At 52.8% G+C, this 13,885-nt stretch carries 12 protein-coding genes; 10 read left to right on the plus strand and 2 right to left on the minus strand.

Annotation, left to right across the window (positions count from 1 at the left end):
* The first annotated feature begins 42 nt into the window (after positions 1 to 42).
* The 5 genes from EZV72_RS16240 (at position 43) to EZV72_RS16260 (ending at position 3,705) form a co-directional block, all read left to right on the plus strand.
* Complete coding sequence (locus EZV72_RS16240; RefSeq protein ID WP_137168213.1) at positions 43 to 864, plus strand: glycosyltransferase family 2 protein; 822 nt, start codon at positions 43 to 45, stop codon at positions 862 to 864.
* Entirely contained in the window at positions 861 to 1,622 is a 762-nt protein-coding gene (locus EZV72_RS16245) for a glycosyltransferase family 2 protein (protein ID WP_137168214.1), read from the plus strand. Before EZV72_RS16240 ends, EZV72_RS16245 begins: the two co-directional genes overlap by 4 nt.
* Before the next feature lie 126 nt (positions 1,623 to 1,748).
* The gene (locus EZV72_RS16250; RefSeq protein WP_137168215.1) at positions 1,749 to 2,222 is read left to right on the plus strand and encodes a hypothetical protein; all 474 of its coding nucleotides are present in this window, start codon (positions 1,749 to 1,751) and stop codon (positions 2,220 to 2,222) included.
* A 257-nt stretch (positions 2,223 to 2,479) separates the two neighbouring features.
* Positions 2,480 to 2,827: a hypothetical protein gene (locus EZV72_RS16255; protein ID WP_137168216.1), complete on the plus strand. Its 348-nt coding sequence runs from the start codon at positions 2,480 to 2,482 to the stop codon at positions 2,825 to 2,827.
* Between the two features lie 221 nt (positions 2,828 to 3,048).
* Positions 3,049 to 3,705 (plus strand): YitT family protein, encoded by a 657-nt coding sequence (locus tag EZV72_RS16260; RefSeq protein ID WP_137168217.1) that lies wholly within the window; start codon positions 3,049 to 3,051, stop codon positions 3,703 to 3,705.
* A 291-nt stretch (positions 3,706 to 3,996) separates the two neighbouring features.
* On the opposite strand, the gene EZV72_RS16265 is transcribed toward EZV72_RS16260, so the two are convergent.
* Positions 3,997 to 4,695 carry a ZIP family metal transporter gene (locus EZV72_RS16265; protein ID WP_232364448.1) on the minus strand — a complete coding sequence of 233 codons (699 nt, stop codon included), beginning with the start codon at positions 4,693 to 4,695 and terminating at the stop codon, positions 3,997 to 3,999.
* Positions 4,696 to 4,837: 142 nt separating this feature from the next.
* The gene (gene alr, locus EZV72_RS16270; protein WP_137168219.1) at positions 4,838 to 5,911 is read right to left on the minus strand and encodes an alanine racemase; all 1,074 of its coding nucleotides are present in this window, start codon (positions 5,909 to 5,911) and stop codon (positions 4,838 to 4,840) included.
* Between the two features lie 130 nt (positions 5,912 to 6,041).
* Between alr and EZV72_RS16275 the strand changes: the two genes are divergently transcribed.
* From EZV72_RS16275 to EZV72_RS16295, 5 genes are all read left to right on the plus strand, one after another.
* Positions 6,042 to 7,619, plus strand: a complete 1,578-nt coding sequence (locus EZV72_RS16275; protein ID WP_137168220.1) for a sodium:solute symporter — start codon at positions 6,042 to 6,044, stop codon at positions 7,617 to 7,619.
* Positions 7,594 to 8,517, plus strand: a complete 924-nt coding sequence (murQ, locus tag EZV72_RS16280; protein ID WP_137168221.1) for an N-acetylmuramic acid 6-phosphate etherase — start codon at positions 7,594 to 7,596, stop codon at positions 8,515 to 8,517. The genes EZV72_RS16275 and murQ overlap by 26 nt, the downstream gene beginning before the upstream one ends.
* Positions 8,517 to 9,653 carry an exo-beta-N-acetylmuramidase NamZ family protein gene (locus tag EZV72_RS16285; protein ID WP_137168222.1) on the plus strand — a complete coding sequence of 379 codons (1,137 nt, stop codon included), beginning with the start codon at positions 8,517 to 8,519 and terminating at the stop codon, positions 9,651 to 9,653. The genes murQ and EZV72_RS16285 overlap by 1 nt, the downstream gene beginning before the upstream one ends.
* 89 nt (positions 9,654 to 9,742) lie before the next feature.
* Complete coding sequence (locus tag EZV72_RS16290) at positions 9,743 to 12,547, plus strand: FAD-binding and (Fe-S)-binding domain-containing protein (RefSeq protein ID WP_137168223.1); 2,805 nt, start codon at positions 9,743 to 9,745, stop codon at positions 12,545 to 12,547.
* Positions 12,544 to 13,875, plus strand: coding sequence for a M14 family zinc carboxypeptidase (locus EZV72_RS16295; RefSeq protein WP_137168224.1), 1,332 nt, complete (start codon positions 12,544 to 12,546; stop codon positions 13,873 to 13,875). Before EZV72_RS16290 ends, EZV72_RS16295 begins: the two co-directional genes overlap by 4 nt.
* The last annotated feature ends 10 nt before the right edge of the window (positions 13,876 to 13,885 follow it).

Raw genomic sequence — 13,885 nt, forward strand, 5'->3', positions numbered from 1 at the left:
AGGGCCGGGCGACTATCCGGCTCTATAGCTGGCACCGGAATAATGCAACGACGCCCTCTTTCCTGTTTTTTGATTGTATGTAATGAAGCGGACCGAATAGAAACCTGCCTGCAAGGCCTGGCTGGTTGGGTTGACCAACTGATCATTCTGGACTCTGGCAGCACCGACGGCACGGTAGAACTATGCCGTAAATATACTGATGAAGTCTATCAGACAGACTGGCCCGGCTATGGCCCGCAGCGCAACCGTGCGCTGCAGAAATGCCGCCACGAGTGGGTGCTGAATCTGGATGCCGATGAGCTTGTCACACCGGCACTTCAGGCTGAAATTGAGCAGCTACTGGGTGAAGAAAATCTGACCGATAATTTTATTAAGATTCCCTGGCAGACCTATCTGTTTGGTAAGCCAATGCAACGCGGCCGGTATTCAACCCCGCAGGGCAAGCTGTTTTTACATACCGAAGGCGTACAGTTCAAAAACTCTCAGGTGCATGAAGTGCTGCAAATCCCTGAGCCTAAGGTGCGCACCCTGACCCAGCCGCTCAAGCATTTCAGTTGGCGAACCTACCAGCATTTGCAGGAAAAACACCTCAAGTATGCTTGCATCCTGGCCGAAGAAAAATTTGCCAGAGGCAAGCGTGGCTCGTTGCCTTACGCCGCCTTTCGCTTTATCACCGATTTTCTGCAGCAATATCTTATTCGTGGCGGCATTTTGGATGGCAAAGCCGGCTTTTTTATGGCGTTAGTGCTCGGCCAGTATGCCTTTCATAAATATGCTGCTCTGGCTGCACTGCAAATGCAGGACGAAGCCAAACAGCAGTGTGAACAGGATAAGGGTTCATCAGCCGACAGGAAGTCCGCATGAGTCACACACCAATCAGTGTTTTTCTGATCACGCTCAATGAGGCTGCCACACTGGATGACGTGCTCAGCGCAGTGAGTCAGTTTGATGAAATTATTGTGGTAGATTCAGGCTCAACCGATGATACGGTCGACATCGCCAGGCGTCATGGGGCCACCGTCATTCATCAGCCGTGGCTGGGCTTTGCCCGCCAAAAAGCTTTTGCGTTGCAAGCCTGTCGCAATAACTGGTGCTTTAACCTGGATGGTGACGAGGTAGTACCCGCTTCTCTGGCCGCAGAAATACAGCACATGGTTGATGCCGGTCACTGCGATGCGATCCGGGTTTATTTTGATGATGTGTTTATCGGACAGTCTTTGCACAGCGCTGCCCACAAGCGCTCTATTGTCAGAGTATTCAAACGTGACATGACCCACTACCCGCTGGATCGACTGGTTCACGAAAATGTCATTACCGCCGGTAAGGTGGCACATGCCAGCGGACTTATCAGGCATTACGGGTATGATGATGTGGCGACCTATATGGGCAAGCAAAACAGTTACTCATCGCTGGGGGCACAGGAAAAGTTTCAGCGTGGTAAGCAATATTCGCTGCTCAAACTGTTCACGGTATTCCCGTTGATGTTTTTTAAAGAATATATCCTCAGAAAACAGTTTTTGTCAGGCCCGTCGGGATTAATTCACGCCACGATTGATGCCATGTATGCCTTTTTAAAAGAAGCCAAATTATACGAACAGCATAAACGCAGGCCCAGAGACTAGCCACTAAACCGATCCAATTTCAGTCTAAAGTTCAGTTTCCCTGCGCTGCCTTTTGCTCTAACTTTCACTCTATACTCCGGGCCCAAAAGCGGGTCTGGTAGTTCAGGGGAATTTCAGGAGCGTGGCATGATGAACAAACCGAATCAGATGCTGTCAGGGGTACCCAAATATCTGTTGTGCTGGCCGGTTATTGTTTGTGCCGGTGTCTTTACGGCAGTTTCCGCTATGTATTTTCAATCTACCAGCTACTGGTGGCTGGCCATTGCCCCAGCCGCGTTGTCTTTTTTTATGCTGTGCCGAAGTATTCCTGACAGTGAAATTAAACCTGGCAGCCCGTGGACGCTTTTATTTATCGACAGTGGTCATCTGAATATTGAAGAGCATGTCATTGCTATTGAACAGATTAATACGGTTTTTCTGCATCGTCAGCAAGACCGTGCAGTATTGCAGTTGCCCTATAACAGCCGTAACGGAGTGATACCAGAAATACAGTTTTGTTCATTGTATTTTCCGGCTGTAGAAGCTTTTTTGCGTTTGCGTATTCCCAACGTCAGAGTTTGCATTCTGCCGTCAGCTTCCACAGCAGCAAAAACGCCTTAATTGTTAAATTTTTGTATTAAACCCTGTAATTATAAGCTGTTGATAATTATTCAGATTATTTTTAAAACATTGCCATTTTTAAAGGCTCTCAGCTGGGTGGCTTAGCGAAAGATGAACTTTTTACGACAAATCTATTACTGATAAGTAGGAATTAACGCGTAGATTGTATATAATTTGTTAAGCATTTTTGTGAAACAACAAGCGTATTAAGTTTTTATTTTTTAATACATGTTTGAATTTCCAAGAGGGGCAAGCGTATGTCTGTCTATCTTTGTGTAAGTGGTGCAATTTTTGGTTTTTATGTATTAGCAAACCTGTGGGCAATGAGTTCCAACCGGTTGAATCGCCCGGCCTACGTGCTGGCTGAAATGGATGGTGTGGTTGGCATCAGACACAACAGCCTATCCCGCCTGTTTGCCGGTTTTACCACCTTTGTTTCTAAGCAAAATATCAGTCGCATTCAGGTATCTCAGGAATGTCTGACATTGTTCACTGATGCAAATGACAGTGTTGAGATCTGGCTTTCAGATCGCTACCTGCGCTCCAATGCCAGTTATGCGCAATTACTTTTTCCCCGCGCAGAATTCGTAAACAAACCATTTTAATTGATAAAGGCGTTGCAGGACGCCTTTTTACTGTCTGCGCACCGCTTAATTTTACATCCTTAAAACACAATAAAAACACCTCCTTAAAATATCGTAAAGGTTCCTGACCACTGGTGGCTGTTGCACCAAAACGGACACGGGGACCCGACTGCGGTTATCAGTAACAAGCACGTATAATCCGCTGGTCTTTTAATCAGAATAAATTTCGGATTAATTTAATTATGCAAAAAGCCAGTCATGGATTTATTGAGGACCTGTTTGCACTTGTCAGTGCCGGGTTATTTGTCACATTCGGGGTATACCTGTTTCAGTCGCAAGACCTGATGGTCGGGGGCGCAGCAGGTCTGGCATTATTGGGCACCTATGCCTTTTCTGCTGACTTTGGTGCTTTGTTTTTTATTATTAATTTGCCTTTTTACGCTCTGGCATGGACCCAAATCAGTAAGCGCTTCACAATTAATACATTTGTTTCGGTTACTACGGTGTCGGTTCTGTCCGATCTCATCCCACGCTTTGTGGATATTTCCCATGCCGATCCGATTTTTTCTGCGGTCTTTGGCGGGTTATTGATAGGCGTGGGTATGCTTATTATGTTCAGACACAGCTCCAGCCTGGGCGGCCTCGGCATTCTGGCGTTTTACCTGCAATCCAGATACAGCGTGCGAGCCGGTACATTTCAGCTCAGTGTAGACACTGTGATTTTACTTAGCGCCCTGGCTTTTATTGACTGGCCACTGGTGATGATCAGTGTGCTGGCAGCCGTGTGTCTGAACATGGTGATTTCTCTAAACCACCGCCCGGAGCGTTATATCGCCAAGCCGCAAAGCAGCCATGTTGAGCCTGATATGACAGACGGCCAGGTGCAGCCCCAAAACTAGCAGGTTGACAGCCATCGCTGTGCAGAATCTGGCGAGGATACGCTGGGTGCAGCAGAACAAATAAAAAACCCGGCGCAAGCGCCGGGCAGGAATATGAGGATTACTTGGTTGCTTTTTTCGGAATGGGCTTCGAAAACACACCCCTATTAACACGATGACGAGAATAGGAAGTCCGCATAGAAAAACCTCTTGTTTGTTATTGACTGTATCCTTACAACAAAAAGGCATCCGAGTGTTGCGCAACACAGTCAATATAACGAGATAAAGAATGCTTTACCTTTATCCTTTAGGCTAAAGCGCAGTATCCAGTATCATCATAAGGACAAAGCCCCCCATCAACGTAAACGTTGCCAGGTTCTGATTCCCGTTGTTATGGGTCTCAGGGATAATCTCGTCACTGATGATAAACAACATGGCACCGGCAGCAAACGCCAATGCCCAGGGCATAAGAACAGCAGCACTGGATACGGCTGTTGCTCCTATTAACCCGCCTACCGGCTCAATCAGCCCGGAAGCAATCCCAATCAGCGCTGAACGTAGCGCGGTGTACCCTACTGAAAGTAAAGCCACTGCCACCGCCAGCCCCTCAGGAATATTCTGTAAACCAATACCAATGGCCAGGGTAACGCCGTTTTTCACTTCGCCACCGGCAAACCCCACCCCCACTGCCAGACCTTCCGGAAAATTATGCAGGGTAATGGCAATCACAAATAACCAGATGCGCCCCAGTTTGTACTTATTACTACCTTCCCGACGCGAATCAAAGTGCTGATGCGGCGCATACTGATGAATAGCGTATAACACAGCGGCTCCGAGCAGAGTCCCTGCCCCCACAGCCAGTGCCCCAATGAGCTCAGAGCCATAATCTCTACCGGCGTGCTCCAGTGCAGGTAGCAGTAAGGAAAAAAACGACGCTGCCAGCATAATCCCTGCCGCCAAACTCAACAGCCCGTCCTCCATCTTGCGCGAGAGTTGGCGAATGGTAAACACACCAAGACTCCCGACCGTGGTCCCAAAACTGGCACACAGACTGGCGAGAAATCCCATGTAAATTACATCACTGGCAGGCATGAAGAAACGGCTTAAGCATGATGTATTAGTACCAGACTAGAGGGTGACTGGTTCAGTGTGATTAAAGATATTTTACCACCCGTGGCACCCGTAAAGAGACCCGGGTCACCAGTTCATAGGACACGGTACCGGCGTATCGGGCAATCTCATCAACAGCCAGATTCTGCCCCCAAAGCTCTACTTTGTCACCAATTTTAACTTCAGGTAAATCAGTCACATCCACACTGAGCATATCCATCGATACACGCCCGGCTAATGGTGCTCGCTGCTGATTGACCAATACTGGTGTGCCACTGGGGCAGTGGCGGGGATAGCCGTCAGCATAACCAATACCGATAGTGGCGATGCGACTGGGTCGTGAGGCTGTCCATACCTGCCCGTACCCCACGCTCTGGCCAGCCGGAATATCGCGCAGGGCGATAACACTGGCGCGCAGCGTCATGGCCGGTGACAATGCCAGCCCGGTATCACGGTCGACCGGATTACATCCATACATAGCCAGCCCCAGCCGGTTCCACGCACTATGGGCGTCCTGCCAGGCTATAGTAGCGGGCGAATTGGCGATACTCAGTGGTAGCCCCGTACTGACCGCCAGCTGTTGAATTTTTTGAATCTGCTCACGAGTCAGCGGGTTATCCAGCTCATCAGCACAAGCCATGTGGGTGACCAGCACCATGCCCGGCCGGATCAGCGCCTGATATTGCTCCAGCAAACCGCTCACTTCATCAGGATGCACGCCTAACCGGTGCATACCGGTGTCCACTTTGAGCCATAATGCCGGAGGGTTATCCGAGGTATAGTCAGCTACCCACTCAAACTGCTGTGCATGGTGTAATACCAAAGTCAGCGCCTGCTCAGCGGCCACCAGGCAGTCTTTGGGCTGATGCGGCCCCTCAAGCACAATAATGGGCGCATCCACGCCTTCCTCGCGCAGCTTTATCGCTTCTTCGATAATGGCCACTGCAAATGCATCAGCCTGATCTCGCAGCATTCTGGCAATACTGGCAGCACCATGCCCGTAGGCATCCGCCTTCACCACCGCCATAGCTTTACTGTCAGGTGCCAGCTCACGTAGCGCCTTAAAATTGCGGATAATGGCATCGGCATGGATGATTGCCTGGGTTTGTCTACTCACTGGCGCTTGTCACTTACTTACTGCAGGTCCTGGTCTGAATCTTATCATGAATCAGGCTGCGGTCACCGGTCCTATACTTTAGTCGTCGATTATTCTAAGCTGACCAACGTGTTAGCTTAATCACGAACCTATGCTAAATTCATTTTCCTGGCCTGATATGCTGGTCATTGCCGCCTATGTATGTCTACTGGTGGTCAGTGGTCTGCTGCTCAATCGCAAAGAACAAAGCACCAGCGGCTTTTTTCTCGGCTCTCGACAGATGCCGGTCTGGGCGGTGGCGATCTCGGTACTGGCTACCTCGCAGTCTGCCGCCACCTTTTTGGGCGGTCCGGATCAGGGCTACCGGGGAGATTTAAGCTACCTGACCACCAATCTGGCTGCTTTTATTGCCGCTGGCGTGGTCGCTGCTGTGCTGTTACCCCGGTTTTACCAGCATCAGGTGTACACCGTTTACGAGCTACTGGCCCGGCGGTTTTCTGCGGCCAGTCAATATCAGGCCGCCCTGCTGTACCTGGGCGGCCGGGTCTTTGCCAGTGGCGCCCGGCTGTATATGGCAGCGCTGGCAGTGGCCATGCTGTTATTTGGTAACATCAGCCCATCCAGCGTCTTGATTGCCATCAGCATTATTACTCTGACGGGTCTGCTGTACACCCTGGCCGGCGGTATCCGTACAGTCATTTATACCGATGTTGTGCAGGCGGTGCTGTACATCGCAGCGGCGGTTGCCGTGATCATTACCCTGCTATACCAGATTGACGCTGACATAAGCACGATTATCACAGTGCTGCAAACCCCGGCAGACGGCGGGCCCGATAAGCTGACCTGGCTTAACACTGAGCCTGGTCTGGGTGCAGACAACACCTTTTCTCTGTGGTCCATCCTAACCGGGTTTGTGCTGCTGAATATTGCGGCATTCGGGCTTGATCAGGATATGACCCAGCGTCTGCTGACCTGCCAGAACAAACGTCAGGCAACCCGGGCCATGCTGCTGTCGGTGGTCATGGGGATTCCGGTGGTCGGATTATTTATCTGTGCAGGCATGCTGCTGTTCATTGTTTATCAGCGCCCGGACTTAACCGGATTGCCTTTGAGTGAGCTGGCTCACTCTTTTCAGGGCCAGACAGAAACCGTGTTTATGCACTATGTGTTAAATGCCTTGCCTGCAGGCGTAAAAGGACTGGTGGTCACCGGCATCATTGCCGCGGCGTTATCAACGCTCAATTCTGGCTTAAATGCCATGGCCAGTGTGCTGGTTCAGGATATTTTGCCCGGCCGTAACGATACCCACACAACCACCAGCCAGGGAGTTCGCGCCGGGCGCTGGGCTATGACCGGTATTGCGGTTGTGCTGGCCCTGATGGCCGCGCTGTGTTTTTACTGGCAGCAATATACCAGCACCCCGCTGTTACAGTTTGCGCTTGGCGTTATGGTGTTTTCCTACAGCGGTTTGCTGGGCGTCTATTTTGTGGCTGTTTTTACCCATCGTGGCAGCCAGCGCAGTGTCACTGCGGCCCTGCTCAGCGGTTTTGCTGTGCCCCTGTTATGCCAGCCTTACATTCAGCACTGGTGGCTGCCCGACACTGCTCATTTTGACCTGGCTTTTACCTGGCAACTGTTATGCGGTGCCACTGTCTCTTTTATGGTGTGCCTGTGTGGTACACCAACCTTTTGTAAGGAACATTATGAATCACCACGACCCCCTGCTTGAGCAGCTCAACCAGCTGATCTCAGAAGGCCGTAACCCGGACACCCTGCACATCGATACTGCCAGTACGCTGGACATTGTGACCGCCATCAATACCGAGGATCACAAGGTAGCACCGGCAGTAGCTGCCTGCCTGCCCGATATTGCCAGGGCGGTTGATTATATCGCTGATGCCCTGCAAAACGGGGGGCGACTGATTTATACCGGCGCCGGCACCAGTGGCCGGCTGGGCATTCTGGATGCAGTGGAGTGCCGGCCGACTTTTTCGGTGCCCGACACCCTGGTGGTGGGCGTGATTGCCGGGGGCAAAACCGCGATTGAGCATGCCGTTGAAGGCGCCGAAGACGATCACGGACAAGGCGCACTGGATCTGGCTGATATCAGGTTAAGCGCGCATGATGTGGTCGTTGGCCTGTCAGCGAGCGGCCGTACCCCGTATGTCACCGGCGCTTTGGCGTATGCCAGACAGACAGGCTGCAAAACCATTGGTGTGGCCTGCTCACCGAATACGCCGGTTTTGCAGGCCGCCGATGTTGCCATTTGTCCCCTCGTCGGACCCGAAGCCCTGACCGGTTCTACCCGCATGAAATCGGGCACCGCCCAAAAGCTGGTGCTTAATATGCTGTCTACCGCCACCATGATTAAACAGGGGAAAACCTATCAGAATCTGATGGTGGACGTGAATGCCACCAACCACAAACTCAAAGCCCGGGCCAGACGCATCGTGATGCAGGCCACCGATTGTGATGAGGCCACCGCAACTGATGCGCTACAACAGGCTGACCAGCAGGCTAAACTGGCTATTTTACTGGTGCTGACCGGACTTGATGTAGAGTCTGCCCGCACGCTGCTTAGTCAGCAAAACGGCTATTTACGGCATGCCCTCAAGGCTCATTGCTAATGCGTATTTTACTGTTTTTCAGTTACCTGCTATGCGCATCGGTTCAGGCTATTACCGTGGGCGCTGACCAGCCGGCAGCCTATCTGCCGCTGCTGGCTGACAAACAGGTCGCCGTGGTCGTTAATCAGACCTCCCGTACCCACCAGCAGCATCTGGTCGACAGTTTGCTGGCCGCGTCGGTCAATGTTACCCGGGTAATGGCACCGGAACATGGTTTTCGGGGTGAAAAAGGCGCCGGAGAGCAGGTTGAGGATGCCCGGGACGATAAAACCGGCCTGCCGATTGTGTCGTTGTACGGCGCTAACAAAAAACCTACCCCGCAAATGCTGGCAGACGTAGATGTGCTGGTATTTGATATTCAGGATGTAGGAACCCGTTTTTATACCTATATCAGTACCCTGCATTATGTGATGGAAGCTGCGGCCGAAAATCAGGTAGCCGTGGTGGTGCTTGACCGGCCAAACCCGAATGGCCGGTTTGTCGACGGCCCGGTTCGCCAGCCCGGGTTTACTTCTTTTGTGGGGCTGGACCCGATACCGGTGCTGCACGGCATGACGGTGGGCGAACTGGCCCGGATGATCAAAGGAGAAGGCTGGATACAGCACAGCAAGGCACTGGATTTAACCGTGATTCCGGTGCGTCATTATCAGCGCGACATGACCTGGTCACTGCCGGTGCCACCGAGTCCTAACCTGCCCAATGACACCGCCATCCGGCTGTATCCGTCGCTGTGCTTTTTTGAAGCTACCGCGGTCAGTATCGGGCGCGGTACTGATCTGCCTTTTCAGCTTATCGGCCATGATGCAGTTGCTCTGGGCACCCTGTCAGTCATACCGCGCTCACGCCCGCAGGCCCCCTCACCTAAATTACAGGATACCCCACTACAGGCCAGGGATTTACGCAGCAGCCCAATCGAAGGGCTGGATTTAAGCCTGCTGATAGATACGTATAAGCAGTTTAAGCAAGCCGGTGTCCCGTTTTTCACGCAGCCAGACTTTATGGACAAGCTGGCCGGCACCAACACTTTACGTCAAGCCATTGAGGCAGGGCACAGCGAGGCACAGATCAAAGCCTCCTGGGAGTCGCAGCTTAACGCGTTTAAAGCCCGGCGCGCACCGTATTTACTGTATGACTAAGCGTGTGTCACTGTGAATACCGGCACCAGCGGTTGCCTGCGCCGGCAAAATCTTCTTAAATAGGGACATATCAACACACAGGTAGTTTTATGACCTCAACAGTCAGTGCGGCGACCACCAGCCATTATGAAGCTTTTCATACCCAGCTTGAGGGCTTTTTGCGCCCAGAGCAGCGTATTGAAGATCTGTCCCGCCGAATTGCCTACAGCACTGATGCCAGCTTTTACAGCATGATCCCGCGCCTGGTGCTTAAACTGAATCATCATCACGAAGTACGCCGGGTTCTGGCCCTGGCCAACCGCTGGTCAGTGCCGGTAACCTTTCGGGCCGCCGGCACCAGTTTATCCGGCCAGGCAGTGACCGAGTCGGTGCTGATCCTGCTCTCCGATCACTGGCAGCAGGCTGAGATCCTTGATGACGGCAAGGCCATTAAACTCCAGCCGGGTCTTATCGGGGCCAGAGTCAATCAGCTACTGGCACCCTACCAGCGCAAAATTGGCCCGGATCCGGCGTCCATTAACACCTGCAAAATTGGAGGTATAGCGGCCAATAATGCGTCCGGCATGTGTTGCGGTGTTAAAAACAATAGCTACCACACCCTTAAGGACATGATGTTTCTGTTGGCTGACGGCACCTGTGTGGACACCCGCTCACGCCGCTCAGTGGGTCAGTTCAGACGCAAACATGAGGCCATGCTTAGTGCTCTGTCGGCCCTGCGCGATGAAGTACGTAACAATCCAGCGCTCAGCGAGCGCATCAGGCACCAGTTCAGGCTAAAAAACACCATGGGCTATGGTCTCAATGCCCTGCTGGATTACGACGACCCGTTGGATATTCTTACCCACCTGCTAATTGGCTCTGAAGGAACGCTGGGCTTTATTGCCGACATTACCTTAGCAACCATTGCCGTACCGCAGCACAAAGCCACCGGCCTGTACTTATTCAACAGCCCGGGCGAAGCCTGTGCCCTCATTCCGGTGTTACAGCAACATGGCGCAGAGGCTGTTGAGTTAATGGACAGCCGCGCCCTGCTCAGTGTAGCCGGCCTGCTCAGCCCGTTTGGTGAATTAACCATAGCAGCCGGTCAGGTGGCACTGTTAATAGAACTGAGCGCGCCTGATCAGGCTGGCCTGAATCAGGCACTTGAGGAGCTCACCCCGGCTCTGGACAGTGCCCGGCCTGTCTGCCCGTTTACCGGTGATATGCGCCAGGCAGTTCTGCTGTGGAACATTCGTAAAGGTCTGTTTCCGGCTGTCGGGGCGGTGCGTGAAACCGGCACCACTGTGATTATTGAAGATGTGGCTTTTGTGCCGGATGAGCTGGCCTGTGGTATTGCAGCGCTGGAGGCGTTGTTTGACCAATACGGGTATGACGAGGCCATCATTTTCGGGCATGCGCTGGATGGTAATCTGCATTTTGTGTTTACTCAGGCGTTTGACACTTCTGAACAGGTGCAGCGCTACGATGCCTTTATGCAGGATGTGGCAGCACTGGTCACGCAACAGTTTAATGGCACACTGAAAGCTGAACATGGTACCGGCCGGAATATGGCGCCGTTTATTGTTCATCAGTGGGGCGCAGATGGTCTGGCCATTATGCAGCAGATCAAACAGATTATTGACCCGGACAACATTCTTAATCCCGGGGTGATTATCAATCAGGATGACCAGGCACACATTCAGCACCTCAAACGGATGCCGGCGGTTGACCCGATTGTGGACAAATGTATTGAGTGCGGATTTTGCGAGCCGCAGTGCCCGTCACGCCAGCTTACTCTGACGCCGCGACAGCGTATCGCCCTGATGCGCAGGGCCGCAGCGCTGCCGGCCCATGAGCAGGCTGAAGTGACCGCTGATTTCAGTTATCTGGGTGAGAAAACCTGCGCGGCGACTGGCTTGTGTGCCACCAGCTGCCCGGTGGGTATCGATACCGGTGCATGGATTAAGTCCCTGCGCCATCAGCAGACCCCACTGGCCGCTCAGGCACTGGCCGACGACCTGGCTTCAGAGCATGCTCACTACCGTCGGTTACTCAATTTAGCCAGTAAGACAACCCGCTACCTGCCTGACAGCGCGGTGTCGGTAAGCAGTCGTTTGCTACGCAAAATGAATCACCAAATTCCGGTGTATTACAAACAAATTCCCGCCGGAGCCAGCACCACACCGCCGGTGTCCGCCTCGTTCGACGATAAAGTCGTGTACATTACCGGTTGTCCTAACCGCCTGTTTGACGCCCCATCTGGCCAAACACCATTACCCCAGGTAGTCACCCGGCTGCTTAATAAAGCTCGTACAGAAGTGATACTGGCCTCTGACAATCCACAGCTGTGCTGCGGCCAGAATTGGGAGTCCAAAGGAAATCAGCAGGCTGCACAGCAATATCAGCACGCCATGACAGCACGTTTGATGCAGCTGACCGAAAATGGTCGCTGGCCGGTTATTTTTGATACCAGCCCCTGTGCACTCAGTCTGCAGGCTCAGCCTGAGCTGAGCGTGTATGAGTTAAGTCAGTATCTGCTCGATTACGCCCTGCCCCGGTTATCGGTCACACCGACAGATGAGCCTGTCATGCTTCACCGGACCTGCAGTAGCCTGCATCTGGATGAGGGACTCGCACTGACCACGCTGGCTCATCAGCTAAGTCGCCGGGTGATTATTCCGCCCGACATTCAGTGCTGTGGTTTTGCCGGTGATAAAGGGCTACACCTGCCGGAGCTCAATGCCTCTGCGCTTGCCTCCTTAGCGTCACAGATTCCGGATGACTGCCAGCGCGGTTTTTCAAACAGCCGTACCTGTGAGATAGGCCTGAGCAAAGCCGGCGGCGTGCCTTACCAACACATTGTTTATCTGCTTGACGAAGTAAGCAAGCCCTTACCAACGGAAACCACATCATGACCGACTCGACCACCAGCGGCCTGATTTGTACCCTACTGCGGCGCCACGCTATTGCCACACTGGATAAGCCTCACCTGACATTTGCCGATATCGAACCGGTTATCAGGATGCTGTCCCGAACGCCGGCTGTGCGCGCTGTGGTGGTCGGGCATTCGTTTAACGGCACGCCAATTTATAGGTTGAGTATGGGCAATGGCCCTGTCACCTTGCTGGGCTGGACCCAAATGCACGGTGATGAGCCCACCGCCACAGCGGCTGTGCTGGACTGGCTGAGTATTGCCAGCCATCATGCCGACACCCTGTATCCGGCACAGTGGCAGGATAAAATCAGTGTTCATTTTCTGATCATGCTCAACCCGGATGGCGCAGCCAGTCGCCGCCGGGAAAACGCCCAGGGGCTGGATATCAACCGTGATGCCCGGGCCCTGCAAACGCCCGAAGGCGCTATTCTGAATCAGCAGGTCAAACAGCTCAAACCTGATCTTGCGCTGAACCTGCACGATCAGAATGCGTGGTACCGTGCCGGCAATCATTCCCGCCTGCCATCGACCATGGCGTTTCTGGCCCCGCCGTTTGATGCCGCCGAGACCGTGGACGATAAACGCCGGTTTGCCATGCAAATGGTGGCCACAATACATCATCAGCTGCGTCAGCACTTTCAGGTAGGCATGGCCCGGTATGTGGATAGCTACTCACCGCGCTGTTTTGGCGACACGATTGCCGCTGTTACACCCACCATACTGATTGAAAGTGGCGCTTGTCCGGGGGATCCTCATCGCCAGACCGCACGCTATATGAACGTGGTGGCGCTGCACTGCGCGCTCATCGGATTGTTACGACCTGATAACCTGCGACCTGATACAGAGTATTTTTTGCTGGAAGAAAATATCGAAGACGGCATGCATGATTTGATTTTGCGACATGTACGTCAGACTCAGGCTCAGACCGCCTTTTACAGCGATATTGGCATTAATAAGAACAAGCGTTCTGGTAAAGCGGAGATTGCCGGCATGGGCGATTTGGCCGACCAGGGGGCGTTTGAAGAGGTCAACTGCGACAATCTGACCATCATGGATGGCAAAGTATACCGGCTGACCGCTCCCTTTGTCTTAAATGACACCGGATACCGGCACTTATTAAAACAGGGCTACACCACCTTCTCAGGAAGTAAAGACTTACTGACGGTAGAGACCCGGTACCCGGTGGTATTTGTATGCCGAAACACCCGGACAGGGCAGCCCGCCAGCGGACACCGGCCAGCCTTATTGCTGGGCCGTGACCACGTGCCTGAACTGGCGGTACTGGATGCCTGTGTGGTGCATCTGTAGCGTAAAAGTC

Origin of the sequence: Salinimonas lutimaris, assembly GCF_005222225.1 — a bacterium.
GTDB lineage: Bacteria > Pseudomonadota > Gammaproteobacteria > Enterobacterales > Alteromonadaceae > Alteromonas > Alteromonas lutimaris.

Coding starts and splice junctions, on each gene's coding strand:
- EZV72_RS16240 (WP_137168213.1), top strand. CDS start 43: ATGCAACGACGCCCTCTTTCCTGTTTTTTGATTGTATGTAATGAAGCG.
- EZV72_RS16245 (WP_137168214.1), top strand. CDS start 861: ATGAGTCACACACCAATCAGTGTTTTTCTGATCACGCTCAATGAGGCT.
- EZV72_RS16250 (WP_137168215.1), top strand. CDS start 1,749: ATGATGAACAAACCGAATCAGATGCTGTCAGGGGTACCCAAATATCTG.
- EZV72_RS16255 (WP_137168216.1), top strand. CDS start 2,480: ATGTCTGTCTATCTTTGTGTAAGTGGTGCAATTTTTGGTTTTTATGTA.
- EZV72_RS16260 (WP_137168217.1), top strand. CDS start 3,049: ATGCAAAAAGCCAGTCATGGATTTATTGAGGACCTGTTTGCACTTGTC.
- EZV72_RS16275 (WP_137168220.1), top strand. CDS start 6,042: ATGCTAAATTCATTTTCCTGGCCTGATATGCTGGTCATTGCCGCCTAT.
- murQ (WP_137168221.1), top strand. CDS start 7,594: ATGAATCACCACGACCCCCTGCTTGAGCAGCTCAACCAGCTGATCTCA.
- EZV72_RS16285 (WP_137168222.1), top strand. CDS start 8,517: ATGCGTATTTTACTGTTTTTCAGTTACCTGCTATGCGCATCGGTTCAG.
- EZV72_RS16290 (WP_137168223.1), top strand. CDS start 9,743: ATGACCTCAACAGTCAGTGCGGCGACCACCAGCCATTATGAAGCTTTT.
- EZV72_RS16295 (WP_137168224.1), top strand. CDS start 12,544: ATGACCGACTCGACCACCAGCGGCCTGATTTGTACCCTACTGCGGCGC.